Below are 25650 nucleotides of genomic sequence, written 5' to 3' on the forward strand. Positions count from 1 at the left end.
CAATCGGCGTCGATACCTGTCGAAGCAGCTATGCGACGACGTCAGACGTCGCATAGCTTCGTTGCGATTGTCCTATCGACGAACGGCGCGGGCGATGAGGATCAACAGGCAGGCACCGACGAAGCCGGTGATGAGATAGGCCCATGAGAAGGACGCAGAGGCACCCGGGCCGATGCCGGTGACACGCAGGATGAAGCTCAGAAGGATCGCTCCCACGACGCCGAGAATGATGTTCATCATCACCCCCATATCGCTCTTCATCACTTTTTCTGCGAGCCAACCCGCAATGCCGCCGACGATGATTGCGGCCAGAAAACTTCCGATCATTGACACCTTCCCCGAAGTTCACGTGAGTTTTTCATGACCGATAGTTAGAGGCGTCCCTTTTCAGGCAAGAGGAGACCCTCTGAAATTTCGAACGCATCGTCCGATTTCCGGGCCCCTCTTTGTGCCTGCGGCACGGCTCTTTGGTTACATATGGATGACGCGGCCAAAGGCGTCGAGCACGCTTTCGTGCATCATCTCCGACAGGGTCGGATGCGGGAAGCAGGTGTGCATCAGCTCTTCTTCGGTGGTCTCGAGGCCCATGGCGACGACAAACCCCTGGATCAGCTCGGTCACCTCGGCGCCGACCATATGCGCGCCGAGGAGTTCACCGGTCTTGGCGTCGAAGATCGTCTTGACCAGACCTTCCGGCTCGCCGAGTGCGATCGCCTTGCCGTTGCCGTTGAAGCTGAAGCGGCCGACCTTGATCTCGTAGCCCGCCTCCTTGGCCTTTGCCTCCGTCAGACCGACCGACGCGACCTGCGGCTGGCAATAGGTGCAACCGGGGATCTCGGTCGTCTTCATCGGATGGACGTCCATCCCCTTGATCTTCTCGACGCAGATCGTGCCCTCATGCTCGGCCTTATGAGCCAGCATCGGCGGGCCGGCGACGTCGCCGATGGCATAGATGCCCTCGACATTGGTCTTGCCGAAGGCATCGATCTTGATGCAGCCGCGCTCGGTCTGAACGCCGACCTCTTCGAGGCCAAGGCCCTCGATATTGCCCTGAACGCCGACCGCGGAAATCAGCCGCTCCGCCTTCAGCGTCTCCGTCTTGCCACCCTTGGTCTCGACCGTGACAGCGACGCCGTCCTTGCCCTTTTCGACCTTGGAGACCTTCGCCTCGGTGAGGATTTTTAGGCCCTGCTTCTCGAACTGCTTGCGGGCGAGCTTGGCGATCTCGGCATCTTCCACCGGCATGATCTGCGGCAGCAGCTCGACCACCGTCACATCCGCGCCCATGGTCTTGTAGAACGAGGCGAATTCGATGCCGATCGCGCCCGAGCCCATGACGACGAGGCTCTTCGGCATCGCCTTCGGCTTCATCGCCTCGAAATAGGTCCAGATGCGATCGCCGTCCGGCTCGATGCCGGGCAGAACGCGCGGGCGTGCGCCGGTCGCGACGATGACATGCTTGGCCTTATAGGTGCCCTCGCCGAGCGTGCCCTTCGGAACCGGGTTCTGCGGCTCGACCACCGGCTTCTTCGACGCGCTGACCTTGATCTCGACCGGTCCGCCCTTGCCCGCCTTGACGATCTTCGCCTCGCCCCAGATGACGTCGATCTTGTTCTTCTTCATCAGATAGCCGACGCCGCCATTCAGCTGAGCTGAGACCTGGCGCGAGCGCTTGACGACCGCCTCCATGTCGAAGGACGGCTTCGCGATCTTCAGGCCGTAATTCTGGCCATTCTCGGCATAGTGGAAGATTTCCGCCGAGCGCAGCAGCGCCTTGGTCGGAATGCAGCCCCAGTTGAGGCAGATGCCGCCGAGATGCTCGCGCTCGACGACGGCCGTCTTGAAGCCGAGCTGGGCGGCCCGAATGGCCGCCACGTAGCCGCCAGGCCCGCCGCCGATGACGAGAATGTCGTAGGGTTCAGCCATGGGTCGTCTCTCCGGAAATCGTCATTTTGTGGTCGGCGGTGCGAGGCCCGCCGCTTGTTCGGAATAGGTCGCGCAGCGGTTCAATCGAGAAGCGCGCGGATCGGCTCGACCAACGCTTCGCCGAGCCGGATGGTGTTTTCGGCGTCAAGATGCACGCCGTCCATCGGCGAGGTTTCGCAGACCTCCGCCGCGTCGAACATCGCGCAGCCATACTCCTCGGCGACCTTGGTCACCGCCGAGCGGAAATGCTGCGATTCCTCCACCGCATGGCCGAAGAGCAGAGCAAAATCCGGCTCGGTGGTCTGGCAAAAATGCGGTGGCGCGACCAGCAGGATCTTCGGCGCCTGATAGCCGCGCTGGTAGGGAAAGCACTGGGCGATTTCGACCAGCCGTTCGAGCCCCTGGCGGCTTTCGAACACCCGCCCACCGCCGGTGTCACGCTTCAGATCGTTGGTGCCGAGCATGATGACCAAGACGTCGAGCGGCTGATGGGTGGCGAGCAGCGTCGGCAGAATCTTGGCGCCGTTGCGCTCGGCCGCCACGAGGTGGTCGTCGAAGGCCGTGGTGCGGCCGTTTAACCCCTCGCCGATCACCCTCACATCGTGGCCGAGCTTGCGGCCTGCAACGATCGGCCAGCGGGAGAAGAAATCGTGCCGCAGCCCGGTTTCAGGATCATAGCCCCAGGTAAGCGAGTCACCGAACGCAAGAACTGTCTTCATGGCCCGGCATCCTCATACCAGCATCGACATCGGGTTTTCGATCAGCTTCTTGAAGGCGGCGAGGAGTTCAGCGCCAAGAGCGCCATCGACAGCGCGGTGATCGGTCGACAGCGTCACCGTCATCACGGTCGCGACGGAAACGGCGCCGCTCTTGACGACCGCGCGCTGTTCGCCGGCGCCGACAGCAAGGATCGTCGCATGGGGCGGATTGATCACGGCGGCAAAGTCCTTGATGCCGAACATGCCGAGATTGGAGACCGCCGAGGTGCCGCCCTGATATTCCTCGGGCTTCAGCTTGCGGGAGCGAGCGCGTTTGGCGAGATCCTTCATCTCGTTGGAGATCGCCGACAGGGTCTTTTCCTCGGCGCTGCGGATGATCGGCGTGATCAAACCGCCCTCGATCGACACGGCGACGCCGACATCGGCGTGCTTGTGGATCAGCATCGCGCCATCCGTCCACGAGGCGTTGGCCATCGGGATGGCTTTCAGCGCCAGCGCGTGAGCCTTGATGATCATGTCATTGACCGACAGCTTGTAGGCCGGCTTGTCGCCGGTATCGGTCTTGATCAACGGCGCGGCGTCGTTGAGCTGCTTGCGTAAGCCCAGCAGCGCGTCGATCTCGCAATCGAGCGTCAGATAGAAATGCGGGACCGTCTGCTTGGCCTCAACCAGGCGCTTGGCGATGGTCTTGCGCATCCCGTCATGCGGGATCTTCTCGTAGGAGCCCTCCGGGAAGAGCTTGAGAATCTGCTCGTCGCTCGGCCCCTTCGCCGCCGGCGCGGCTGCGGCTTCCGGCGCTTTGGCAGCCGGTGCCTTTTCCGGCGCAGCCGCCTTGGCGCCGTGGCTCGTCTTGGCGGCCTCGACATCGCTCTTCACCACGCGGCCATGCGGGCCGGAGCCATTCACCGCGCCAAGATCGACGCCCGCTTCCTTGGCAAGCCGCCGCGCCAGCGGCGAAGCAAAGACCCGGTCGCCCTGGGTCTCCTTGGAGGAAGGCGCCGCCGCCGGATCGCCACTTGCCCGGCTATCGCCGCGCATTTCCGGCTGTATGGCCGCGTCCTTGGAACCGGTCTTGGCGTTGTCGGCCTTCGGATCGACCGTCATCGCGCCGCCCTTGGCGTCACCGGCGTCAGCCTTACCACCCTTGCCGCCCGGCCGCGCGGCATCGGACACGTCCTCGCCCTCAGCGGCGAGAACGGCGATCACCGCATTGACCTTGACGCCTTCCGTCCCCGCCGGCACGACGATCTTGGCGAGCGTACCTTCGTCGACCGCCTCGACCTCCATCGTCGCCTTGTCAGTCTCGATCTCGGCGATGATATCGCCGGCGGAAACCGTATCGCCCTCCTTGATCAGCCATTTGGCGAGATTGCCTTCCTCCATGGTCGGAGACAGGGCGGGCATGGTGACGTTGATCGGCATAAGGGCGTCTCCGAAAGCGTCTTACTGCGCGTTTGAGATATCGTTCGCTTCGGGCCCATCGAGCGGCCACAAAACGGTGAGCGAAAACGAGACAGCGTCGAAGGGCTCGGCCTTCACCGCCGTCTTGTTGTCGAAGGTCGGGCCGACGAGCCATTGGCCATCGGCGAGATGAAAGGTTTCCAGAAACTCGGCCCGCGGATCGAGCAGCCACAGGTCTGCAACGCCGGCCTCGGCATAGATGCGGCGCTTGGCACCGCGGTCGTAGCGCTCGGTCGAAGCCGACAGCACCTCGCACACGAAATCGGACGCGACGTCGATGAAGGCCGCCTCCGGCAGCGATGGCAGCCGCTCGCGTCGCCAGCCAGCGATATCCGGAACCACGACATCCGTGCCGAGATGAAGCTCCGGTTCGGCGATGATGATCCAACCGCCCGGCCCCGAGCGCCCCCGGCCAAACGCGTCCGTTAGCTCCGTGATGAGCAGACTGGCAGCAATACCGTGCTTCGGCGCCGGCCGCGGATGGGCGACGAGCTCACCGTCGATGATCTCGGCGACCAGATGCTCGTCGACCGCTTCGAGATCGGCATAGGTTGCCGGCCCCTGCGACACGGGCGAAAGCGATTCAGCCGTGGACATCGACGCCTCCCTGTCTCATGGCCGGCCGCCGGCCGAGCTGCGGATCATCTCGTCCTCGTCGGAGGTGAGATCCTCGGCGAAGGCGGCGAGATTGCCGAGATGGTTCTGCCAGCCGGCCTGATGGTCGAGAAGATAGGTCGCGCGATCGGGCTCCGCGACCTTCTCCCAGCCCTGATGCTCGATGGTCACCCGTGTGCCGCCGTCGATCACCTGAAGGGTCACCGAGACAACGGTGTCGAACGCCCACTCAACATCTGCCCAGACCATGACGAAGCCTTCGGGCGGATGAAATGCCGTCACCTCGGCGCGGGTGACGCGCTCCCTGCCCGAGGGATCCGACCACGGCTCGACGAAGCGTCCGCCGAGCTTGGCTTCAAATTCGAGATTCGTCCGCCACCAGACCTTGAAGCACTCCGGATCGGTGAGGCAACGCCAGACGCGCTCGCGGGGGCTGCGCAGCTCCTGGATCAGCACAAGCGTATCCCCGGCGGTTTCCCCTGGCGCGCCTTCCGGCTTCATCTGGACGGTATCCTTTCCCGACTCAGTCCCGATAGGTGACCGCCTTCACCGCGTCGATCACCTCTTTGACCGATGGCAGCGCCAGCTTTTCGAGATTGGCGGCGTACGGCATCGGCACGTCCTTGCCGGCGACCTTCAGCACCGGCGCGTCGAGATAATCGAAAGCGCGAACCATGATCTCCGACGCGATATGGGCGCCGACCGAACTCTGCGGATAGCCCTCTTCGACGGTGACGCAGCGGTTGGTCTTCTTGACCGAGCGGATGACGGTGTCGAGATCCATCGGCCGGATGGTGCGCAGGTCGATCACCTCGGCCTCGATGCCCTGCTCGGCCAGCTCCTCAGCGGCCTTGATCGCATAGGTCATGCCGATGCCGAAGGAGACGATGGTCACATCGTCACCCTTGCGATGAATGCGGGCCTTGCCGATCGGCACCGTCCAGTTATCGATCTTCGGGATCTCGAAGGTGTGGCCGTAGAGGATCTCATTTTCGAGGAAGATGACCGGATTGGGATCGCGGATCGCCGATTTCAGCAGACCCTTGGCGTCGGCCGCCGAATAGGGCTGCACGACCTTCAGACCCGGAATATGACTATACCAGGCCGCGTAGTCCTGGCTGTGCTGGGCGGCAACGCGGGCCGCGGCGCCGTTCGGGCCACGGAACACGATCGGGCAGCCCATCTGACCGCCGGCCATATAGAGCGTCTTCGCCGCTGAATTGATGATCTGGTCGATCGCCTGCATGGCGAAATTGAAGGTCATGAACTCGACGATCGGCTTCAGCCCGCCGAAGGCCGCACCGACGCCCAGACCGGCAAAGCCATGCTCGGTGATCGGCGTGTCGACCACGCGGCGCGCCCCGAACTCGTCGAGCAGGCCTTGGGTGATCTTGTAGGCACCCTGATATTCGGCGACCTCTTCGCCCATGACGAAGACCGCCTCGTCGCGGCGCATCTCTTCAGCCATAGCATCGCGCAAGGCTTCGCGCACGGTCACCGAGACCATCTCGGTGCCTTCGGGAATCTCCTGGGCCAAAGCGCCTTCGGCATCGTCGGGATCGGGATGGACCTTGCCCTCGGCCGGCACGCGGCGAGCTTCGATACCCTCGGCCGACGGAGCATCGGATGTCGCCTCATCGCTCTTGGCGGCGACGTCATCAGCCTTGGATTTGTCCGATTTCGACGCCCCGGATGATCCGGCATTGTCGAGCGCGCTTTCGTCCTCCCCCTCTTCGAGAAGCACGGCGATGGGGGTGTTCACCTTGACCCCTTCGGAGCCCTCTTCGACCAGGATCCTGCCGAGCGTTCCCTCGTCGACGGCCTCGACTTCCATGGTCGCCTTATCGGTCTCGATCTCGGCGATGACGTCGCCCGCAGCGACGCTGTCGCCAACCTTCTTGAGCCATTTGGCGAGCGTGCCCTCTTCCATGGTCGGAGAGAGCGCCGGCATCAGGATTTCAGTCGGCATGAAGGTGTTTCCTCCTGACAAACGGGTCTTCTGGCGGGTCTTCTGGCAGCTCGTCGGCGCAAACCATTCGCGCGGCCCGTTGGCATTTGCATCACAACATCGAAACGTGCCGGCGGCGGCGAGAAACACCGCGCACCGGACAGGCGCTCCCGATCCGTTACTCCGCCGCCTGCGGAATGTCTTCAGCGTAGATATCGGTCCACAGCTCGGACTCATCCGGCTCCGGATCGTTCTGAGCAAAATCGGCGGCGTCGGCGACAATGTCGCGAACGTCTTTGTCGATTGCCTTGACGTCGTCCTCGGACATGCCGTGGTCGGCGACGAGCCGCTTCTTGACCTGCTCGATCGGATCCGACTCCGAGCGCATCTTCTGCACTTCGTCGCGGCTGCGATATTTGGCCGGGTCGGACATCGAATGGCCGCGATAGCGATAGGTCATCATCTCCAGGATGATCGGCCCTTCGCCCGAGCGGCAATGCTCGGCCGCCAGATCGCCGGCCGCCTTCACTGCCCGCACATCCATGCCGTCGACCTGGAAACCAGGGATCTTGAAGGACAGGCCGCGATGGGAAAAGTCGGTCTCGGCCGAGGCGCGGCTGACCGCCGTGCCCATGGCGTAGCGGTTGTTCTCGATGACGTAGACGACCGGAAGCTTCCACAGCGAGGCCATGTTGAAGCTCTCATAGACCTGGCCCTGATTGGCCGCACCGTCGCCGAAATAGGTGATCGAAACGGCCCCATTGTCGGAATATTTGTTGGCGAAGGCGAGGCCGGTGCCGATCGGCACCTGGGCGCCGACGATGCCGTGTCCGCCGAAGAATTTCTTCTCCTTTGAGAACATGTGCATCGAGCCGCCCTTGCCCTTGGAATAGCCGGAGCGGCGGCCGGTCAGTTCGGCCATCACGCCGCGCGCTTCCATGCCGGTGGCCAGCATATGACCGTGGTCACGATAGCCGGTGATGACCTCGTCGCCCTCCTGCATCGCCATCTGCATGCCGACGACCACGGCCTCCTGGCCGATATAGAGGTGACAGAATCCGCCGATGAAGCCCATACCGTAAAGCTGGCCGGCCTTTTCCTCGAAGCGGCGGATCAGCAGCATGTCGCGATAGGCTCGAACTTCGTCGTGCTTGGCGAATTTCGCCGGCGCCGGCGCCTCGAAATGTTCGAGGGTCTTGACGATCTCCTTAGCGGAACTCTCCGTGGCCGACTTGCTGGATCCGCCCGCCGATGTCGCCGATGAATTCGAGGCGGAATTGCGTGACCTTGTCGCCATGATGACTCCCGTCCTTGACCCGTGGCCTTGTCGCTCCACGTCTATTGCTTGGCAGTCAGTATATTGGACCCCGACCCCTCTTCAAGCAGGATCTCCCGATTTAACTTTATTTCGGTTCAACTAGCCGCAGAAGCCAATTTTAACTGCAAATCAGTTATTTTAGAGCAGGGAGAGGCGTGCTGCGCAGCAATTCGCGTTGCTTGGCACCCGGCTTCGACGTCCGGGTGGCGATGAAACCCCCTCATATTGCCCCATAAAGCCGCACCGCACCGGCATCGCCGCCCGATCAGAAAAACCCAAGCGCGAGCGGCCGGACAACCCGAAGGCCGACCGGCTTGCCCGTCAACAACGGGCCCGGCCGCCCGTCACCGACGAGGCATCTGCCGAAGAGATTCGCTGAAGTCAACGCGCCTGGGAAGCGCTCACCGCAAAATGACGATCTCGTCGTCGCGGGCGACGTTCAAAGCCTGGCGGGCGCGCTCGTCGAGCATGTCTTTTTCGAGCGTCCCGTCTTTCAATTGCTGAACGCGTTGCTCGAGCTTGTGACGCTTGGCGAGGAGTTCGGCATATTCGGCGTTGCGCTCGGCCAAGTGGCGGTTCAGCGCCAATTTCGCCTCACTGCCGTAGCGCCCGGTCTGCGCATGCAGAAGGAAGTAGGACAACACCGCGACCGTCACCGCGGGGACGATGAGCCTGCCGAGAACGGTCTTGCGTTTTTGTATCGTGCGCATTCGAGCCTCCGGATCCAAAGCTTTGCACGTGGATGGTTAAGCCCCCGTGAACGCGACCCACTTCGCGCTGACTCATGCAATCCGCGGTGCACGCGACTCCCCTATTCATTCAGCGCGCGACCACCCTATCCTTCCTCGCACCGGCGTCTTTTCACGAAGCGGTTTCGTGCGCCAAACGCAAGAGGCAACGATGACGCGCGAGGCAAACACGCGGCAGGACCGCAATGTCGAAGACGATGCGATCGCCAAGGCCAGGAAGGATCCCGAGGAGTCCCTCGACAATGCGCCGTTCGAAGGCGCGACCATCCGTGACTTCTTTTCGTTCGAGGAAATCTTCGCCCGCGTCCTGTCAGTCGCAGACCATGAGCTGGAGGCGACGAATCGCTATCTGTTCTGGAGCGGCCTCGGCGCCGGCGGCGCGCTCGGCCTGACCTTTCTCGCCCGGGTGATCTTCAGCGAATCCGCCCATGAGACCAGTCCCGGTCTGCTCGGCAATTTGCTCTACCCGGCCGGCTTTTTGATCATCGTCCTCGGGCGCTATCAACTCTTCACCGAAAACACGCTGACCCCAGTGGTCTTGGTGCTGACCAAGCTCGCCAGCGTCGCCAATCTCCTGCGCCTCTGGCTGGTCGTGCTGATCGCCAACATGGTCGGCGCAGTCGGCGTCGCGGCGCTACTGGCCTATTTCGACGTCCTCAATGCGCTACGCCTTGCCAAAGCGATCGAGATCAGCCGCCACGCCTATGAAACGGGCTGGTTCAAGATCTTCTCCATGGCCATTGTTGCCGGCTGGATCGTCGCCGCCATGGTCTGGCTCGTCCATGCCAGCAAGGACACCATCTCACGGGTGCTGATCGTCTGGCTACTGATGTATTTCGTCGGCGTCGGTGGATTCTTCCATGTCATCACCTCCTCGGTCGAAGTCTTTTTCCTCGCCTTCCGTGAAAGCGACGTCCACCTCCTGCCGTTGCTGCCGACCTTCGTCCTGCCGGTTCTCCTCGGCAACACGATCGGCGGCGTGACATTTGTCGCAGTGCTGAATTACGCACTGTTCGCCGAACACAAAGATTCCAAGCTCTTCGAACGCTATGGCGATCGAATGAATTGGCGAGAATGGGTTTTCGGCGTCGCGCGTCACGACCGCCAAAGCTCTTGATCGGGGAATTTTCCGATCGGATCTGTTAAAAAAATCATGCGTAAACAGTCGAATGATCGGATTTGACTCAAAACTGAGGCCTTAACGTTAGTCAGACGAAGCGATAGATCTTCCGTCCATTTTTCAACAAACGACCTATACTCTAAAAAAAGCGATTTTGGCGCGGAAGGACGATTTCATGAGAGCGCGGGCTTTCGTTTCCCTGCTGACGGCGGCAACCAGTCTGGTGCCGGCGGTTGTTCCGGCTTTGGCTGGCGGACGGACAGTCTCCTGCTACGAGCCGGTGCAGGAACCTGCCACCTATACAACAAAGCAGGAAACAATCGTCCTTCGCCCCGCCCGAACCGTCTACGACATCGTTCCGGCCCGCTACGGCTGGGGGACGCGGGAGGTGCTGGTCGAGCCCGGCGGCGTCAAGGAAACGATCATCCCGGCTGAATACAGCTTCGTTGAAAAGCAGATCGAGCTGGAGCCAGCCCGCGTCATTCAACACACGACGCCCCCCGTCTATGCGACCGTTCAGCAAAAGGTCGTGGTGCAGCCGGCGACCGAACGCTGGGAGTGGCGGGTCGTCAACGGCAAACGCGTCTATTGCCGGATCGTCGTTCCGGCCCGCTACGGCGTCGCGCCGCGCCGTGTCGTGGTGACGCCCGGTCGCTCGTGGACCGAGGTCATCCCGGCGCGTTACGGCATGTCGCGCGAAAAGGTCATGATCCGACCCGCCTCTGTCGAGCGCTATGTGATCGCCCCACGCTATGAGACGGTGCGCGAATGGGTGATGCTCACGCCGGAGCGACAGGTCGCTCGGATCGTCCCGGCGGAATTCGGCACCCGGCCGGTAACCGTGAAGGTCGAGGAGGAACGGACCGGCTGGCGCCAGGTGCATCTGCGCGGCTCCTGCTGACCGTCCAACGACCAGACTGTCGGAGAGACCCGCAGCACCGTCACGCTGCCGGGATCGCTGCACCGATGACGGCAAAGCCGAGACAGCCGCTTCGTGAAATGCCGTCGCGTTCGCACTGGATCGAGGCGATCAAACGGCATGAGCCAGACCACCAAGACATCGACCGGCCTGCCCGCCAGCTTTCACCTTGAGAACGGACAATTGACGCTCGATCCCCGCGATCCGAGCTTTGTCCAAAATCCCTATCCCGCCTATGCCGCGCTCATCGAAGCCGGCGGCGTGGCCCTATGGAACACGATCGGCGGCCTCGCCGTCGCGCGGCACGATCTCGTTGCCGCGATCCTGAAAGATCGCCGCTTCGGGCGGATCGTGCCGAACAATGCCGAAGGCCGACCCGACTTTTCCGATAAGCCGGATCATCTCAGCGCCTTCTACACGCTCGAAGCCGGCTCGCTGCTGGAACTCGAACCGCCGACCCACACCCGGCTGCGGGCGCTTTTGACCCGCGCCTTCGTCTCGCGGCGGATCGAGCAGCTCGCCCCGCAAATCACGGCGATCGCCGACGCGCTGATCGACAGTTTCGAAGGCAAACCCGCCATCGATTTGATCGCCGATTTCGCCACGCCCTTGCCGGTGCGGGTGATCACCGCGCTGATCGGGGTGCAGGACGCGGCGGCGGAGCGACTGCTCGACTGGTCTCACCGCATCGTCGCCATGTATACGCCCGGCCGCACACAGGCCGTCGAAGTCGCTGCCAATCGCGCCGCAGAGGAGTTTGCGGCCTTTCTGCGCCCCGCCATCGACGACAAGCGCCACGCCCCCGGCGACGATCTCATCTCCGCGCTGATGGCCGCCGAGGTCGAGGACGGCAAGCTTGACCGGGACGAACTGATCTCTCTCGTCGTGCTGCTGCTCAATGCCGGCCATGAAGCGACCGTGCATCAGATCGGCAATGCGGTGAAGCTGATCCTTGAATCGGGCGAGGATCCGGCCGTGCTGTTCGCCGACACGCGTCAGGCCGAGGCGGCGATCGAGGAAACGCTGCGGCTCGATCCGCCGCTGCATCTGTTTGAGCGCTTTGCCCTCGAAACGATCGAACTGCCGGGAGGCGTCACCCTTGAACGCGGCGACAAGGTCGCGTTGCTGCTCGCTGCCGCCAATCGCGATCCGCAAGCCTATGGGCAGCCCGGTCGCTTCATTCCCGATCGATTTTTGGCGCGCGAGACCAAAACCCTGACCTCCTTCGGCGGCGGCATCCATTTCTGCATCGGCGCACCGCTCGCCCGGCTGGAACTGCGGATCGGCTTGGAGCGGCTGTTCCGGCGCTGCCCCAAGCTGACGATCGCCGCGCCGCCGCGCTATCGCGACAACTGGCACTTCCATGGGCTGGAACGGCTGGAGGTCAGCCGCCTGTAAATCCTCGACCTCACAGCCGCACGACATAATGCTTCTTGGTCGGCTCGACGACCTTCCAGCGGCCCTTGAAGCCCGGGCGGATGACGAAGCTGTCGCCGGCTTTCAGCTTGATCGGCTCGCCGCCCTCTTCGGTCAGCACCGAGACGCCTTCGAGAATGTGGAAGAACTCCCATTCGGTATAAGCGACGTCCCACTCGCCGACGGTGGACTCCCAGATTCCGGCATAAAGCCCGCCACCGGCATCTTCGACATTCCAGGTCTTGCTGGAGGGCCGGCCGCTGCGGATCTTGTCCTTCTCCGGCGTACCGATCTCGGGTTCGATGGCGTCCTTGTCGAAACGGATGAAATGCCCGGCCATGACTGCTCCTCTTGCCTGCCTCGCCGCCGCGCATCCCGATGGGACGGAGATGCCCGACGCCCTTGTCGCCGGTGGCATCCCGTATCGGCGTGTCGGCGCGAAGCAGCCGGAATGACTGAGCCCGGCCTTGGTTCCGCGCTGCAGCAAAAACCGACCGGCGCAGCCTGCGCCGGCCCGTCCTTATCGCTCCGCCAGCGCGAGCTCAGGTCTGCGCCAAGGCTTGATCGAGATCGGCGATGATGTCGGAGACGTCCTCAATGCCGATCGACAGCCGCACCACATCAGGCCCGGCGCCGGACTTGATCTTCTGTGCGTCGTCGAGCTGACGATGGGTGGTCGAGGCGGGATGGATCACCAGCGAGCGCGTATCGCCGATATTGGCGAGATGGGAGAACAGCTCCAGCGCCTCGACGAATTTGGCGCCGGCGTCGTAGCCACCCTTGAGGCCGAAGGTGAAGACCGCGCCGGCGCCCTTCGGGCAATATTTCTGCATCCGCTCATGGGTCGGATCATCGGGCAAACCGGCATAGGAGACCCAGGACACCTTGTCGTGCCCCTTCAGGAATTCGGCGACCGTCAGCGCATTGTCGCAGTGGCGCTGCATCCGCAGCGGCAACGTTTCGATGCCGGTGAGGATCATGAAGGCGTTGAAGGGCGAGATCGCCGGGCCGAGATCGCGTAGGCCGAGAACCCGGCAAGCGATCGCGAAGGCGAAATTGCCGAAGGTCTCGTGCAGCACGATGCCGTTATATTCCGGCCGCGGCTCCGACAGCATCGGGTAGCGGTCGTCGGCCGACCAGTCGAACCGGCCGCCATCGACGATCACGCCGCCCATGGAATTGCCGTGGCCGCCCATGAACTTCGTCAGCGAATGGACGACGACGTCGGCGCCGTGCTCCAGCGGCTTGCACAGATACGGCGTCGCCATGGTGTTGTCGACGATCAGCGGCAGCTTGTGCCGCCGAGCGACCTCGGCGATCGCCGCAATGTCCATCACCACGCCGCCCGGATTGGCAATCGACTCGATGAAGATCGCTTTGGTCTTCTCGGTGATTTGCGCTTCGAAGCTCGCCGGATCGAACGGATCGGCCCATTTCACCCGCCAGTCGAAGGACTTGAAGGCGTGGCCGAACTGGTTGATCGAGCCGCCATAGAGTTTGGTCGAGGCGACGAACTCGTCGCCCGGCCGCATCAGGGCCTGAAACACCAGGAGCTGAGCGGCATGGCCCGACGCGACCGCCACCGCCGCCGTGCCGCCTTCAAGCGCGGCAACCCGTTCCTCCAGAACCGCCTGGGTCGGGTTCATGATGCGGGTGTAGATATTGCCGAATTGCTGCAGACCGAACAGCGAGGCGGCATGATCGACATCGTCGAAGACGAAGGACGTCGTCTGGTAGATCGGCGTCGCCCGCGCTCCCGTCGCCGGATCGGGCTGGGCGCCGGCATGGATCGCCAAGGTCTCGAATTTCGGCTCGTTCATCGCTGGTCTCTCCCTCATCCGCCGGCTGTCGATTTCTTTCCGGGCACCGGCTTTTCGCCATTACCTTCCGCCTTATCATGTCTGCCGACGGCCCGACGAGAGCGGGTCAACCCGTTTTTCGGCCGAATTCGAGCAAATTCGTCCGACCACCCTGACGCGAATCAAGAGGAGCTCCGCCATGCCGGGCATCGAAGGAAAAATCCGTTACGCCGTCGTCGGGGGTGGCTGGATCTCCCAGGCCGCCTTCATGCCGGGCGTCGGCCAGACCTCCAATTCGCTGATGACAGCAATCGTCACCGGCGACCGGACGAAGGGCGAGGCGCTCGCGAAGGATTATGGGCTGACGGTCTATGGCTACGACGAATACGACGCCATGCTCATGAGCGGCACGGTCGATGCCGTCTATATCGCAACGCCGAATTTCCGCCATCGCGAGTTTGCCGAACCGGCGCTGAAGGCCGGCATCCACGTGCTCTTGGAAAAGCCGATGGAGGTCAGCGTCGAAGATGCCGAGGCGATCGAGGCGGCGGCAAAAGCCTCCGGCGCCAAGCTGATGATTGCCTATCGCCTGCATTGCGAGCCCGGCACGATTGCCATGGTCGAAGCGGTGCGCAACGGCGAAATCGGCACACCGCGCTTTTTCACCTCTGCCTTCTGCCAGACCATCAAGGCGACGAACCACCGCGCCACCAGCGGCTATTGGGCCGGACCGGTGCCGGATATGGGCGCCTATCCGATCAACGCGGTTCGCAATCTGTTCGAAGCCGAGCCGATCGAAGTGATGGCCGTTGCCTCCCGCACCGAGCGCGATCTCGGCTGTGACGACACGGTGAGCGTGATCCTGAAATTCACCGGAGCCCGGCAGGCAAGCTTCACTCTCAGCTATTCGTCGGGGAGCGTCGACCAGTTCCATCTCGTCGGTTCGAAAGGCGCGATGGAGGTTTCGCCCGCCTTCGGTTTCGGCGAGGGCACGGCGATCACCTATCGCCTGACCAAGGATGGCGAGACGACCGAGCACACCGCGCCGGTCGTCGATCAGTTCGGCGGCGAGACCGAATATTTCTCCGACTGCATCCTCAACGACCGCGAGCCCGAGCCAAATGGCGAGGAAGGCGTGCTCGACATGATCGTCATTGCCGCCATCGAGCGGGCGATCGAAACCGGCACCCCGCAAAAACTCCAGCCGCGCTCGCGTCAGCGCCGCATCGGCCGGGATCAGGCGCGGACGCTCGATCTGGCGACAAGCCCTGACTTGGTCGATATCGAAGTGCCCATCGGCTGAGCTTCCGCCGATGTCCGCACCGTTCCTTGAAACCCGACGCCAATCCTGCGGCGGCGTCAGCGGCTACACATCGTGCTTTGTGCGCCCTGTCGGACGCTCGGCGCGCTCGCCCGTCAACCGGTACCGGTGCAAGGCCGCATAGTCGGCTTGGCAGGCGGCGGCAATGGCCTGATGCTCCGGCGACAACACCGGCATCGTCCTCGGCGGCGGGGCGAAAGTCGTCGAGGCATTGACGCTCGCATACCAATGGGCGCCCCAGACGCCATCTTCCGAGTGGGGGCCCTCTTTCCAGGTGAGCATTGCCTCGGTCCAGGCAATCTCGAGCGCCGCGCAGAGTGAGGCGAGCGTGCCGGCCGGATCGGCGAGGATGTCGTCGGCGTCGACCACCGCCGGCGCCCGGCCCAACCGATCGGCCTCCGCCTCGAAATATCGCCGCATCTGCGCGTAGCCGAGCACCTCGGGCTCGGTCAGCGCGTTCTTGGCGGCATAGCTTGCCGCCACCCGTTCCGGCGTGCGGATGAGGAAAGCGTGGCGATGATCGGGCATATCGAGCAGCGACACCTCGCCCACCATGTGATGCGCCATGTGCTTTTGATACCAGATCGGCTGCCCGTCCGGCGCCGAACCGCTCATCGCGTCACGCACCGAGGCGAAGTCGCAGTCCATCGAAGCCACGGTTTCCGCCGACATCGGATGTGGGGCGCCCGAGAGCGCCAAATAGGCGCCGAAGAACGGCTCGTCGGACACCGCCGTGTCCGGCCGCGCACCGAAGGAGCGCATCATCGCCGTCGAGATGTTGCGCGGTCCGGACCACATGGCGATGCGGATGGTCATGAGAGATCGTTCCAAAGTTTGGGGATGCGTGCGGATCAGACGATGTCAGTCGCGCCGCGCCGGGTTCAGGCCAAAGCTTTGATAGCCCTTGCCGAGCTTGGGCTTCTTGGAGGACAAGACGCGGGAATTGACGCCGTTCCAGCCGATTTCCCGTGACAGCCGGCCATATTCGATCTTCGGGCAGCGATCCATGATCACCGTGATGCCGGCGGCCTGCGCTTTTGCCGCGGCCTCATCCTGGCGCACGGTGAGCTGCATCCAGATGACCTTCGGCAACGGCGCAAGGGCGAGCGCCTCGGTGACGATCCCCGGAACCGCCTCGGCGCTGCGGAAGATGTCGACCATGTCGATCGGCCCGGGGATGGAGGTCAGATCCGGATAGACGGTCTGGCCGAGGATCTCCTTGCCGGCAAGGCCCGGATTGACCGGAATGACGCTAAAACCCTTGGCCAGCAGGTATTTCAGCACGAAATAGGACGGGCGGATTTCCTTGGCGCTCGCTCCGACCATGGCGATGGTCTTGACCTCGGAAAGGATCCTCAGGATCAGCGCGTCGGAATAGTGGAGCGGCGGCTGGTCCGTTGTCGCCGCACCCGTCTGACTTGCCGCGCTCGACGTCTGGCCGCTCATCGCTCGGTCCATTCCGGTTTGCGCTTGTCGAGAAAGGCACCGATCCCCTCTTCGGCGTCCCGCGCCAGCATATTCTCGACCATGACGCTCGCCGCATAGTCATAGGCCTCGGTCAGCCCCATCTCGGCCTGGGCGTAAAACGCCGCCTTGCCGGTCCGCACCGTCATCGCCGACTTCGAGGCGATGGTCGTTGCATATTTGCCGACGACGGTCCCGAGATATTCAGGCGGCACGACGCGGTTGACAAGGCCGAACTCGCGGGCGGTGCGCGCGTCGATCCGCTCGCCGGTGAGCAGCATCTCCATGGCATGCTTGCGCGTCAGATTGCGCGACAACGCCACCATCGGCGTCGAGCAGAACAGGCCGATATTGACCCCCGGCGTGCAAAACTGCGCTTCCTCCGACGCAATGGCGAGATCGCAGGAGGCGACGAGCTGGCAGCCCGCGGCGGTCGCCAGGCCATTGACCTCGGCGATCACCGGACAGCGATGGCGCACGATCGCCTGCATCAAGGCCGAGCACTGGCGCATGGTGGTCTCGAAAAAGGCCCGGCCGCGATCGGCATCCGCGCGATGCGCCGTCAGCTCTTTCAGATCGTGGCCGGCGCAAAACACTTTGCCGTTGGCCGCGAGCACCACTACGCGGCAATCGGGATCGTCGCCGGCGTCGGCCAGCGCCTGTTCGAGCGCCTCCATCATCGCGATCGACAGGGCGTTGGCCGGTGGATTCGACAACGCGATGCGGGTGATGCCGGGCGCCCTCTGCACTGCGATCGGATGCGGCACGATCTCGCGGTTCATTTCAACAATCTCAGCCATCGGGTTCCAACAGGTTTCAAGCCATCGCAATCAGGGCGAGAGCTCGGAATCAGGGCGTTTTCCCCCACAGTGAAACCGTTTGCCGCGCGAGGCAAATGGGGCAGGATCGCCCCTCGCCTTGCAAGAGGCCGTTACGATATGGTCGCAAGGAGGCAGGCGGATCGCAAGATGCGACATCGTCGCGCGTTCGCGCCGCGCCAGGAGGAAACGACCATGCAGCCGGTGATGAGCGCCGAGGAGATGCGGCGCTTTCTGCAAGACGAGTTTCCGCAGGTGATGGGGCCGGATGGCGGCTTCTTCGTCGAGGCGGTCGAAGACGGCGCGATCGTCATGAAACTCGCCGCCGCCGAGCGGCATCTGCGCCCCGGCGGCACGGTGTCTGGGCCGACATTGTTCACGCTCGCCGACGTCTCGGCCTATGTGGCGATCCTTGCCCATATCGGCCCGGTGGCCTTGGCGGTAACCACCAACATGTCGATCAACTTCCTCCTGAAGCCTCCGCCCGGCACGCTGGTCGCGACGGCGAAGATCCTGAAGCTCGGCAAGCGACTGGCGGTCGTCGAGGTCGCGATCGCCGGCGACGGCGACGGCACCACGGTCTGCCATGCGGTCGCGACCTATTCGATTCCGCCGTCGTCACCGGGCGCGTAAGCGTCGGCCGCTGGTCGGCACAGCCCGGTGGAGAGCGGCCCAGCTTCGATTGAGGCTTTCCGCCGGCTCTGTTAGACGGCAGGCACTTCTTTTTCGCAATCGACGCTTGGACCTTTTCCGATGATCCCCCGCTACGCCCGCCCCGACATGGTCGCCATCTGGTCTGCCGAGACCAAGTTCCGGATCTGGTTCGAAATCGAGGCCCACGCCTGCGACGCGCTGGCCGAACTCGGCGTCATCCCGAAAGACGCCGCCAAGACCATCTGGGAGAAAGGCGGCGCGGCGACGTTCGACATCGAGCGGATCGACGCGATCGAGCGCGAGACCAAGCACGACGTCATCGCCTTTCTCACCCATCTGTCGGAGATCGTCGGACCAAACGCCCGCTTCGTCCATCAGGGCATGACCTCGTCGGATGTCCTCGACACCTGCCTCAACGTTCAGCTGACCCGTGCCGCCGACATGCTTTTGGCCGATCTCGACGCGCTGCTCGCGGCCCTGGAGCGGCGTGCCTTCGAGCATCGCGACACGGTCACCATCGGCCGCTCCCACGGCATTCATGCCGAGCCGACGACCTTCGGCGTCAAGCTGGCGCTCGCCCATGCCGAGTTCCAGCGCTGCCGTGAGCGCCTGGTCGCGGCGCGGGCGGAAGTCGCGACCTGCGCGATTTCCGGGGCCGTCGGCACCTTCGCCAACATCGATCCGCGAATCGAAGAGCATGTCGCCAAGGCCATGGGGCTGGCGCCGGAGCCGGTGTCGACCCAGGTGATCCCGCGCGACCGCCACGCGATGTTCTTCGCCACCCTCGCCGTCATCGCCTCGTCGGTCGAGCGCCTGGCGACCGAGATCCGCCACCTGCAGCGCACCGAGGTGCTGGAGGCCGAGGAATATTTCTCGCCCGGCCAGAAGGGCTCGTCGGCGATGCCCCACAAGCGCAACCCGGTGCTGACGGAAAATCTCACCGGCCTTGCCCGCATGGTCCGCTCCTACGCGCTGCCGGCGATGGAGAATGTGGCGCTCTGGCACGAGCGCGACATCTCCCATTCCTCGGTCGAACGCTACATCGGACCGGACGCGACGATTACCCTCGACTTCGCCCTCGCCCGCCTCACCAATGTCGTCGACAAGCTGCTCGTCTATCCCGAGCGCATGGCCAACAACATGGATCGGCTCGGCGGCCTCGTGCACTCCCAGCGCATCCTTCTGGCGCTGACCCAGGCCGGCGTGTCCCGCGAGGACGCCTACCGGCTGGTCCAACGCAACGCGATGAAGGTCTGGGAGAGCTACCACGTCGCCGGCTCCGCGACGGTCGACTTTCTGGACGAGCTGCTGAAGGACGAAGACGTGCGCAAAGCCCTGTCCGAGGACGACATTCGCCAGCGCTTCGATCTCGGCTATCACACCAAGCAGGTCGGCACGATCTTCAAGCGGGTGTTCGGCCGCGAAGCCTGATCGAAGGACACCGCAAGAGAGCCGTTGGCAACGGCGTTCAACAAGCCTCCTGCGGATCGTCCCGATCCAGCAAAAAGCCCCGGCGCGGATCCGCGCCGGGGCTTTTTCATTTCGTCAGCAATCGCCGGATCAGGCCGACTTCTTGTGCTGGTCGTCGTCGACCTCTTCATAGTCGGCGTCGACCACGTCGTCCTTGGCCTCGCCCGACGCGGCATCGGCGGAAGCGCTTTCACCGGCCGAACCTTCGCTAGCCTGCGCGGCTTCGTACATCGCCTGACCGAGCTTCATCGAAGCCTGAGCCAGGGTTTCGGACTTGGCTTTGATCGCCTCGGCGTCGGCCTCGCCCTTTTCGAGTTCGGCCTTCAGGTCGTCGATCGCCGAGCGGATCGCGCTGCGATCGTCCTCGGAAACTTTGTCGCCGTAATCGGCCAGCGACTTTTCAGCCGAATGGACGAGGCTCTCGGCCTGGTTCTTGGCCTCGACACCCTCGCGGCGCTTCTTGTCGACCTCGGCATTCGCCTCGGCGTCCTTGACCATCTGCTCGATGTCGGCATCCGACAGACCACCCGAAGCCTGGATGGTAATCCGCTGCTCCTTGTTGGTGCCCTTGTCCTTGGCCGAGACGTTGACGATGCCGTTGGCGTCGATGTCGAAGGTGACCTCGATCTGCGGCACGCCGCGCGGTGCCGGCGGAATGCCCTCGAGGTTGAACCGGCCGAGCATCTTATTGTCGGCCGCCATCTCGCGCTCGCCCTGGAAGACCTGAATGGTCACGGCGTTCTGGTTGTCCTCGGCGGTCGAGAAGGTCTGCGACTTCTTCGTCGGGATCGTGGTGTTGCGATCGATCAGCCGGGTGAAAACACCGCCCAGCGTCTCGATGCCGAGCGACAGCGGTGTCACGTCGAGCAACAGAACGTCCTTGACGTCGCCCTGCAGCACGCCCGCCTGAATGGCGGCGCCCATGGCCACGACCTCGTCCGGGTTGACGCCCTTGTGGGGCTCTTTCCCGAAGAAGGTCTTCACCGTCTCCTGGATCTTCGGCATGCGGGTCATGCCACCGACCAGAACCACCTCGTCGATATCCGCCTGCGTCAGCCCGGCATCCTTCAGCGCCGCGCGCATCGGCTCGACCGTGCGCTGCACCAGATCGTCGACCAGCGCCTCGAACTTCGAGCGCGACAGCTTGATGTTCAGATGCTTCGGGCCGGTCTGATCGGCGGTGATGAACGGCAGGTTGATCTCGGTCTGCGAAGCCGAAGACAGCTCGATCTTGGCCTTTTCGGCCGCTTCCTTGAGGCGCTGCAGAGCGAGCTTGTCGTTCTTCAGGTCGATCCCCTGGTCCTTCTTGAACTCAGAGGCGAGGTAGTCGACGAGACGCATGTCGAAGTCTTCGCCGCCGAGGAAGGTGTCGCCATTGGTCGACTTCACCTCGAACACGCCGTCGCCGATCTCCAGCACCGACACGTCGAAGGTGCCGCCGCCGAGATCGTAGACCGCGATGGTCTTGCCGTCGCTCTTGTCGAGACCATAGGCGAGCGCCGCCGCCGTCGGCTCGTTGATGATGCGCAGAACCTCGAGGCCGGCGATCTTGCCGGCGTCCTTGGTGGCCTGACGCTGGGCATCGTTGAAGTAGGCGGGAACGGTGATGACGGCCTTCTCGACCTTCTCGCCAAGATAGGATTCCGCCGTCTCCTTCATCTTCTGCAAGATCATCGCCGAGATCTGCGAGGGCGAATATTTGTCGCCGTTCGCCTCGACCCACGCGTCGCCGTTGTCGGCGTTGACGATCTTGTAGGGGACCAGGCCCTTGTCCTTGGCGACGGTCGGATCCTCGTAACGGCGACCGATCAGGCGCTTTACCGCAAAGAGCGTGTTCTCCGGATTGGTCACGGCCTGACGCTTCGCCGGCTGTCCGACGAGCCGCTCGCCATCATCCGAAAAAGCGACCATCGACGGCGTCGTGCGCGCGCCCTCGGCGTTTTCGATGACCTTCGAGTTTTTGCCGTCCATGACAGCGACGCAGGAATTCGTCGTGCCAAGGTCGATACCGATAACCTTCGCCATAGTTGCATTCTCCTTCTTGAAGCGAGCCACCCGGGACCCTCGTCGAGGCGTTCCCGCTGGGCGACCCCCACTTGGCGTCTTTGAAATACGAGATGGCCGAACCGCATTCGCTGGTCGAACCGGCCGGCCGAACCTTGATGGCGGCTATATATGAACGGCTCCAAACAGGCGCAAGGCGCGCTCTGACGGTTTCGTGAACTGAATCGTGAGCCGAATGCGACGGCCCGGTCAATCCCACAAGACAGGTCGCTCCCGGCTCGGGTCGACCCGGCCATCGCCCCCCGCGATCCCTGCCGCAATGAAAAACGCGCGCCGATCGAGCGACCGACGCGCGCCTCTGATCAGTCGGGACGGTCTCTCGATGGTCCAGCTAGCCGCCGAAAATGCGACGAAACAGGCTTTCGTCGCTCTCGCGCCGCGGCGGCGGGGACACCCGTCCCTCGACGACGACGCCCGGAGGCGGCGCGCGGTCGTAGACCTGACCACCGCCATTGGCACCAACGGGCTGCTGGCCGCCTTCGATCGGCAGCTGGCCATCCTGATAGCCGCCATTGCCGTCCGCGACCAACGGCGCTTCGGGCTGACCGATCTGGTAGTCCCCCGGCAGCGGCGCCGCCGGCATGTCCTTGTGGGCGTAAGCCATGAAGGCGTGCCACGCCTCGGCCGGCAGCGAACCACCCGTCACGTGCTTCATCTTGGCGCCGTTGTCATTGCCGAACCAGACGCCGGTGATGAGATCGGCGGTGTAGCCGACGAACCAGGCATCCTTGAAGTCCTGGGTGGTGCCGGTCTTGCCGGCCGCATCGAACCCCTTGAGCGCCGCCTTCCGCCCGGTGCCCGACTCAATGACCCGGCGCAACATGGCATTCATCATGCTGACAATCTCCGGTGAGACCACCTTGGGCGGCACCTCGGCGCCGCGCTCCCACAACACCTTGCCGTCTTCGGCGGTGATGCGGTTCACCAGATGCGGCGTCGCCTTATAGCCGTTATTGGCAAAGGGCGCGAAGGCGCTGGTGAGTTCGAGCAGCGACACCTCGGAAGTGCCGAGCGCGATCGACGGGTTGTTGACGATGTCGGACGTGATGCCCATCCGATGCGCCGTGTCGATGACGTTCTGGGTTCCGACCGCGTCGATCAGCTTGGCCGCGACCGTGTTCAGCGAGAAGCGCAGCGCGTCGGCAAGCATCACCGGCCCGCGATAGTTGTTCTCGTAGTTTTGCGGCTTCCAATTGCCGATCTGGACCGGACCGTCGACCATCACGCTCTCGGGCTTCCAGCCATGTTCGAGCGCGGTTTCATAGACGAAAGGCTTGAAGGTCGAGCCTGGCTGACGGCGGGCATCCACCGCGCGGTCGTATTGGCTCTGGGCGTAGTCGCGACCGCCGACAAGGGCGCGGATCGCGCCGGTGCCGTCGATGGAGACGAGCGCCCCCTGGCTGACATTCCGATTGGTGCCGTCAATCGTCTTGCGCACGACTTGTTCGGCTTCCTTCTCCAGCGGCATGTCGATCGTCGTCTCGACCGTGACGTCCTCTTTGACGTCGCCGATCAGCTTCTTGATGTCGCGCATGACGAGGTCGGCCGCATAATGCTGCGCGCCGTCCCAATAGCTCTTGGCCTTGGTCGGCTTCTCGGCGATCGCGTCGTCATACTGCTCTTTGTCGATCTTGTGCTCGTCGAGCATCGCCGCAAGCACCACCTCCGAACGCGCTTTCGCAGCCTTCGGGTCGCGGGCCGGCGACAGGCGTGACGGAGCCTTGAGAAGACCCGCCAGCGTCGCCGCCTCCGACAGGGTCACATCCTTGGCCGATTTGTTGAAATAGCGTCGCGCCGCAGCCTCGACGCCGGTTGCGCCCGAACCGAAATAGACCCGGTTCAGATACATATCGAGGATCTGATCCTTGGTGAATTTGTGCTCCAACCAGACCGCGAGGATCGCTTCCTGGATCTTGCGCTGCAGGGTCTGTTCGGGATTGAGGAAAATGTTCTTGGCGAGCTGCTGGGTCAGCGTCGAGCCGCCCTGCACCGTCGTGCCGGCCCGCCAGTTGGTGAATGCCGCGCGCACGATACCGATCGGGTCGACACCCCAATGCTCGTAGAACCGCCGATCCTCGATAGCAACCACGGCCTCGGGGATAAAGGGGCTCATCTCTTCCAGCGACACCGCTTTGCCGCCGGTCAAGCCGCGATTGGCGATGAGATCGCCCTGGACCGAGACGATCTTGACGTTGGGCGGCCGATCGGGGATCTGCCAGGCCTCCTGCGGCAACTTGACGGCGAAATAGCCGATGATCGCCGCGACCGCGAGCGTGCCCCACAAAACGCCGGCAATGGCGAGGCGGAACAGATGGCCAATGAAACTGCGCTTCCGGCGCTGGCGACCGCCGCCGCCATCGCCGCCGGAGCCGCCGCGCCGCGATCCACCACCGCGAGTCTTCGACGCGCGCGCCGCGCCGGCCTGATTGGCTGCGGTCTTCTTGGCCGTCTTGCCGCGCTTGTCATTGGCCGCAGTCGGCACGGCCCGATCGTCCGCGCTGACCGAAAACGCGTCCTCACTCGAGCGATCTTCGTGATCGAAACTGGGTTCGATCCGCTCCTGCCGTCCGGCCATGCGCAGCCTTCCATCCTGATGACGGGCGGCTAGAAGCGACGGATATGGCGCCCCCTCATCCCCCGTATTGTCCTCATCCATCGTCGAAAGCGACTGCGCCTTCGACCCTGCGCCCGCCTGACTTCGCTGGCGCCGCTGCAACCAGGCGGCCTGTCCCCACAGGCTTTGCGACCCGATCCCATTCCGCGACCGCGACAGGCGACGCAAAGTCGTGCCACCGCCGCCATCTGCCCATGACCTCGCCCCGACGCATCGCCTCGTTGCGAAAGTTCGAAAGCGCTGTGGGCGGGAATCGGCAGCCTCCTAATCAACCGTAAATGCGGCGATTTAACGGGCCTTTAAGCAAGGAACGCGCGCGCCGCCAGCGCTTTTTGCGACGCGCCGTCACCGATCGGCGCCTCTTTTCCTGATGCCCAGAGCGCTAAATCGGCGCTTGACGACGTTCAACTTCGAGAAAAGGCATCCTATTCATGCTGATCGATCTGTCTGGAAAGACCGCGCTGATCACCGGCTCGACGGGGGGCATCGGGCTTGCCGCCGCCACCGGACTGGCCCGGGCCGGCGCACGCGTGGTCATCAACGGCCGCGACGCCGACCGGGTCGAGACCGCCATTCGCCATGTCCTCGACGCGGTCGCCCGCTCCGACGTCTCCGGCGTCGCCACGGATCTCGCTTCGGCCGAGGGTTGCGAAAAGCTGATCCAGGCCGTCCCCGACCCGGATATTCTGGTCAACAATGTCGGCATTTTCGGCCCGAAACCGTTCTTCGACATCGACGACGCGACCTGGGACCGGTTCTTCCAATTGAACGTCATGTCCGGCGTTCGGCTGGCGCGCGCCTATATGCAGAGGATGATGGATCGCGGCTGGGGCCGCGTCGTCTTCCTGTCCTCGGAATCGGCGTTGAATATCCCTGCCGACATGATCCATTACGGCTTTACCAAGACCGCCGTCCTGTCGATCTCACGTGGTCTCGCCAAAGTGGCGGCCGGGAGTGGCGTGACGGTGAATTCCGTTTTACCGGGCCCGACCATGTCGGAAGGCGTCCAGGAGATGCTGAAGGACATGGCTGAGGAGCAAGGTGTCTCGATCGAAGAGGCCGGCGAAATGTTCGTCAAGGCCGAACGGCCGAGTTCGGTGCTGCAGCGTCCGGCGACCGTCGAGGAGGTCGCCAATATGATCGTTTATGCCTGCTCGAAGGAGGCGTCGGCGACCAGCGGCGCCGCGCTGCGCGTCGATGGCGGCGTGGTCGATTCGATCGTGCCCTGACGCCATGCCCGATGCGCCGGTTCAAA

General features: G+C 63.6%; 23 protein-coding genes. 7 read left to right on the forward strand and 16 right to left on the reverse strand.

What is annotated here, in order from left to right; genetic code table 11:
* Positions 1 to 72 precede the first annotated feature (72 nt).
* From J1C48_RS08850 to J1C48_RS08890, 9 genes are all read right to left on the reverse strand, one after another.
* Positions 73 to 327, reverse strand: a complete 255-nt coding sequence (locus tag J1C48_RS08850; RefSeq protein ID WP_207257476.1) for a GlsB/YeaQ/YmgE family stress response membrane protein — start codon at positions 325 to 327, stop codon at positions 73 to 75.
* A 144-nt stretch (positions 328 to 471) separates the two neighbouring features.
* On the reverse strand, positions 472 to 1926 hold the full coding sequence (gene lpdA, locus J1C48_RS08855) for a dihydrolipoyl dehydrogenase (RefSeq protein ID WP_207257477.1): 1455 nt from the start codon (positions 1924 to 1926) through the stop codon (positions 472 to 474).
* Between the two features lie 80 nt (positions 1927 to 2006).
* Positions 2007 to 2645, reverse strand: a complete 639-nt coding sequence (locus tag J1C48_RS08860) for an SGNH/GDSL hydrolase family protein (protein ID WP_207257478.1) — start codon at positions 2643 to 2645, stop codon at positions 2007 to 2009.
* 12 nt (positions 2646 to 2657) lie between these two features.
* Entirely contained in the window at positions 2658 to 4067 is a 1410-nt protein-coding gene (locus J1C48_RS08865; protein ID WP_207257479.1) for a pyruvate dehydrogenase complex dihydrolipoamide acetyltransferase, read from the reverse strand.
* 21 nt (positions 4068 to 4088) lie between these two features.
* Complete coding sequence (locus J1C48_RS08870) at positions 4089 to 4703, reverse strand: Uma2 family endonuclease (protein ID WP_207257480.1); 615 nt, start codon at positions 4701 to 4703, stop codon at positions 4089 to 4091.
* 15 nt (positions 4704 to 4718) lie between these two features.
* Entirely contained in the window at positions 4719 to 5222 is a 504-nt protein-coding gene (locus J1C48_RS08875; RefSeq protein WP_207257481.1) for an SRPBCC family protein, read from the reverse strand.
* Positions 5223 to 5244: 22 nt separating this feature from the next.
* Positions 5245 to 6690, reverse strand: coding sequence for a pyruvate dehydrogenase complex E1 component subunit beta (locus J1C48_RS08880; RefSeq protein ID WP_207257482.1), 1446 nt, complete (start codon positions 6688 to 6690; stop codon positions 5245 to 5247).
* Positions 6691 to 6847: 157 nt separating this feature from the next.
* The gene (gene pdhA, locus J1C48_RS08885) at positions 6848 to 7966 is read right to left on the reverse strand and encodes a pyruvate dehydrogenase (acetyl-transferring) E1 component subunit alpha (protein ID WP_207257483.1); all 1119 of its coding nucleotides are present in this window, start codon (positions 7964 to 7966) and stop codon (positions 6848 to 6850) included.
* Positions 7967 to 8388: 422 nt separating this feature from the next.
* Positions 8389 to 8697: an FtsB family cell division protein gene (locus J1C48_RS08890; RefSeq protein WP_207257484.1), complete on the reverse strand. Its 309-nt coding sequence runs from the start codon at positions 8695 to 8697 to the stop codon at positions 8389 to 8391.
* A gap of 190 nt (positions 8698 to 8887) precedes the next feature.
* Between J1C48_RS08890 and J1C48_RS08895 the strand changes: the two genes are divergently transcribed.
* The 3 genes from J1C48_RS08895 (at position 8888) to J1C48_RS08905 (ending at position 12173) form a co-directional block, all read left to right on the forward strand.
* Entirely contained in the window at positions 8888 to 9853 is a 966-nt protein-coding gene (locus J1C48_RS08895) for a formate/nitrite transporter family protein (protein ID WP_207257485.1), read from the forward strand.
* A 178-nt stretch (positions 9854 to 10031) separates the two neighbouring features.
* On the forward strand, positions 10032 to 10757 hold the full coding sequence (locus tag J1C48_RS08900) for a hypothetical protein (protein WP_207257486.1): 726 nt from the start codon (positions 10032 to 10034) through the stop codon (positions 10755 to 10757).
* Positions 10758 to 10895: 138 nt separating this feature from the next.
* Positions 10896 to 12173 carry a cytochrome P450 gene (locus tag J1C48_RS08905; RefSeq protein WP_207257487.1) on the forward strand — a complete coding sequence of 426 codons (1278 nt, stop codon included), beginning with the start codon at positions 10896 to 10898 and terminating at the stop codon, positions 12171 to 12173.
* Between the two features lie 10 nt (positions 12174 to 12183).
* Here J1C48_RS08905 and J1C48_RS08910 read toward each other — a convergent pair whose 3' ends face one another.
* Together J1C48_RS08910 and J1C48_RS08915 are read right to left on the reverse strand one after the other, a co-directional pair.
* Positions 12184 to 12531 (reverse strand): cupin domain-containing protein, encoded by a 348-nt coding sequence (locus J1C48_RS08910; RefSeq protein WP_207257488.1) that lies wholly within the window; start codon positions 12529 to 12531, stop codon positions 12184 to 12186.
* 202 nt (positions 12532 to 12733) lie between these two features.
* Positions 12734 to 14011: an O-acetylhomoserine aminocarboxypropyltransferase gene (locus J1C48_RS08915; RefSeq protein ID WP_207257489.1), complete on the reverse strand. Its 1278-nt coding sequence runs from the start codon at positions 14009 to 14011 to the stop codon at positions 12734 to 12736.
* A gap of 178 nt (positions 14012 to 14189) precedes the next feature.
* Here J1C48_RS08915 and J1C48_RS08920 point away from each other — a divergent pair, with 178 nt between their 5' ends.
* Positions 14190 to 15293, forward strand: coding sequence for a Gfo/Idh/MocA family protein (locus J1C48_RS08920; RefSeq protein WP_207257490.1), 1104 nt, complete (start codon positions 14190 to 14192; stop codon positions 15291 to 15293).
* A gap of 63 nt (positions 15294 to 15356) precedes the next feature.
* On the opposite strand, the gene J1C48_RS08925 is transcribed toward J1C48_RS08920, so the two are convergent.
* The 3 genes from J1C48_RS08925 to J1C48_RS08935 are packed head-to-tail and all read right to left on the reverse strand — an operon-like array spanning position 15357 to position 17575.
* On the reverse strand, positions 15357 to 16127 hold the full coding sequence (locus J1C48_RS08925) for a sulfotransferase-like domain-containing protein (protein WP_207257491.1): 771 nt from the start codon (positions 16125 to 16127) through the stop codon (positions 15357 to 15359).
* A 45-nt stretch (positions 16128 to 16172) separates the two neighbouring features.
* Positions 16173 to 16757: a CoA-binding protein gene (locus tag J1C48_RS08930; RefSeq protein ID WP_207257492.1), complete on the reverse strand. Its 585-nt coding sequence runs from the start codon at positions 16755 to 16757 to the stop codon at positions 16173 to 16175.
* Complete coding sequence (locus J1C48_RS08935) at positions 16754 to 17575, reverse strand: enoyl-CoA hydratase (protein WP_207257493.1); 822 nt, start codon at positions 17573 to 17575, stop codon at positions 16754 to 16756. The genes J1C48_RS08930 and J1C48_RS08935 overlap by 4 nt, the downstream gene beginning before the upstream one ends.
* Positions 17576 to 17743: 168 nt before the next feature.
* On the opposite strand from J1C48_RS08935, the gene J1C48_RS08940 reads away from it, so the two are divergent.
* Both J1C48_RS08940 and purB read left to right on the forward strand, forming a co-directional pair.
* Entirely contained in the window at positions 17744 to 18226 is a 483-nt protein-coding gene (locus tag J1C48_RS08940) for a PaaI family thioesterase (protein WP_425523491.1), read from the forward strand.
* A gap of 120 nt (positions 18227 to 18346) precedes the next feature.
* Positions 18347 to 19678 carry an adenylosuccinate lyase gene (purB, locus tag J1C48_RS08945; protein WP_207257494.1) on the forward strand — a complete coding sequence of 444 codons (1332 nt, stop codon included), beginning with the start codon at positions 18347 to 18349 and terminating at the stop codon, positions 19676 to 19678.
* A 129-nt stretch (positions 19679 to 19807) separates the two neighbouring features.
* Here purB and dnaK read toward each other — a convergent pair whose 3' ends face one another.
* Both dnaK and J1C48_RS08955 read right to left on the reverse strand, forming a co-directional pair.
* Positions 19808 to 21742, reverse strand: coding sequence for a molecular chaperone DnaK (gene dnaK, locus J1C48_RS08950; RefSeq protein WP_207257495.1), 1935 nt, complete (start codon positions 21740 to 21742; stop codon positions 19808 to 19810).
* Positions 21743 to 22112: 370 nt separating this feature from the next.
* A complete protein-coding gene (locus J1C48_RS08955) occupies positions 22113 to 24356 on the reverse strand; it encodes a transglycosylase domain-containing protein (protein WP_207257496.1) in 2244 nt (747 codons plus the stop codon).
* 470 nt (positions 24357 to 24826) lie between these two features.
* On the opposite strand from J1C48_RS08955, the gene J1C48_RS08960 reads away from it, so the two are divergent.
* Positions 24827 to 25624 carry an SDR family NAD(P)-dependent oxidoreductase gene (locus J1C48_RS08960; RefSeq protein ID WP_207257497.1) on the forward strand — a complete coding sequence of 266 codons (798 nt, stop codon included), beginning with the start codon at positions 24827 to 24829 and terminating at the stop codon, positions 25622 to 25624.
* Positions 25625 to 25650 lie beyond the last annotated feature (26 nt).

It is taken from the genome of Jiella flava (assembly GCF_017349315.1).
GTDB lineage: Bacteria > Pseudomonadota > Alphaproteobacteria > Rhizobiales > Rhizobiaceae > Jiella > Jiella flava.

Bases quoted from the DNA above. Each gene is read 5' to 3' on its own strand.
- J1C48_RS08865 (WP_207257479.1), bottom strand. From the start codon at position 4,067: ATGCCGATCAACGTCACCATGCCCGCCCTGTCTCCGACCATGGAGGAA.
- J1C48_RS08955 (WP_207257496.1), bottom strand. From the start codon at position 24,356: ATGGCCGGACGGCAGGAGCGGATCGAACCCAGTTTCGATCACGAAGAT.
- dnaK (WP_207257495.1), bottom strand. From the start codon at position 21,742: ATGGCGAAGGTTATCGGTATCGACCTTGGCACGACGAATTCCTGCGTC.
- J1C48_RS08890 (WP_207257484.1), bottom strand. From the start codon at position 8,697: ATGCGCACGATACAAAAACGCAAGACCGTTCTCGGCAGGCTCATCGTC.
- J1C48_RS08920 (WP_207257490.1), top strand. From the start codon at position 14,190: ATGCCGGGCATCGAAGGAAAAATCCGTTACGCCGTCGTCGGGGGTGGC.
- J1C48_RS08940 (WP_425523491.1), top strand. From the start codon at position 17,744: ATGCGACATCGTCGCGCGTTCGCGCCGCGCCAGGAGGAAACGACCATG.
- J1C48_RS08860 (WP_207257478.1), bottom strand. From the start codon at position 2,645: ATGAAGACAGTTCTTGCGTTCGGTGACTCGCTTACCTGGGGCTATGAT.
- J1C48_RS08880 (WP_207257482.1), bottom strand. From the start codon at position 6,690: ATGCCGACTGAAATCCTGATGCCGGCGCTCTCTCCGACCATGGAAGAG.
- J1C48_RS08900 (WP_207257486.1), top strand. From the start codon at position 10,032: ATGAGAGCGCGGGCTTTCGTTTCCCTGCTGACGGCGGCAACCAGTCTG.
- J1C48_RS08960 (WP_207257497.1), top strand. From the start codon at position 24,827: ATGCTGATCGATCTGTCTGGAAAGACCGCGCTGATCACCGGCTCGACG.
- lpdA (WP_207257477.1), bottom strand. From the start codon at position 1,926: ATGGCTGAACCCTACGACATTCTCGTCATCGGCGGCGGGCCTGGCGGC.
- J1C48_RS08930 (WP_207257492.1), bottom strand. From the start codon at position 16,757: ATGAGCGGCCAGACGTCGAGCGCGGCAAGTCAGACGGGTGCGGCGACA.
- J1C48_RS08915 (WP_207257489.1), bottom strand. From the start codon at position 14,011: ATGAACGAGCCGAAATTCGAGACCTTGGCGATCCATGCCGGCGCCCAG.
- J1C48_RS08875 (WP_207257481.1), bottom strand. From the start codon at position 5,222: ATGAAGCCGGAAGGCGCGCCAGGGGAAACCGCCGGGGATACGCTTGTG.
- J1C48_RS08935 (WP_207257493.1), bottom strand. From the start codon at position 17,575: ATGGCTGAGATTGTTGAAATGAACCGCGAGATCGTGCCGCATCCGATC.
- J1C48_RS08850 (WP_207257476.1), bottom strand. From the start codon at position 327: ATGATCGGAAGTTTTCTGGCCGCAATCATCGTCGGCGGCATTGCGGGT.
- J1C48_RS08905 (WP_207257487.1), top strand. From the start codon at position 10,896: ATGAGCCAGACCACCAAGACATCGACCGGCCTGCCCGCCAGCTTTCAC.
- J1C48_RS08870 (WP_207257480.1), bottom strand. From the start codon at position 4,703: ATGTCCACGGCTGAATCGCTTTCGCCCGTGTCGCAGGGGCCGGCAACC.
- pdhA (WP_207257483.1), bottom strand. From the start codon at position 7,966: ATGGCGACAAGGTCACGCAATTCCGCCTCGAATTCATCGGCGACATCG.
- purB (WP_207257494.1), top strand. From the start codon at position 18,347: ATGATCCCCCGCTACGCCCGCCCCGACATGGTCGCCATCTGGTCTGCC.
- J1C48_RS08925 (WP_207257491.1), bottom strand. From the start codon at position 16,127: ATGACCATCCGCATCGCCATGTGGTCCGGACCGCGCAACATCTCGACG.
- J1C48_RS08910 (WP_207257488.1), bottom strand. From the start codon at position 12,531: ATGGCCGGGCATTTCATCCGTTTCGACAAGGACGCCATCGAACCCGAG.
- J1C48_RS08895 (WP_207257485.1), top strand. From the start codon at position 8,888: ATGACGCGCGAGGCAAACACGCGGCAGGACCGCAATGTCGAAGACGAT.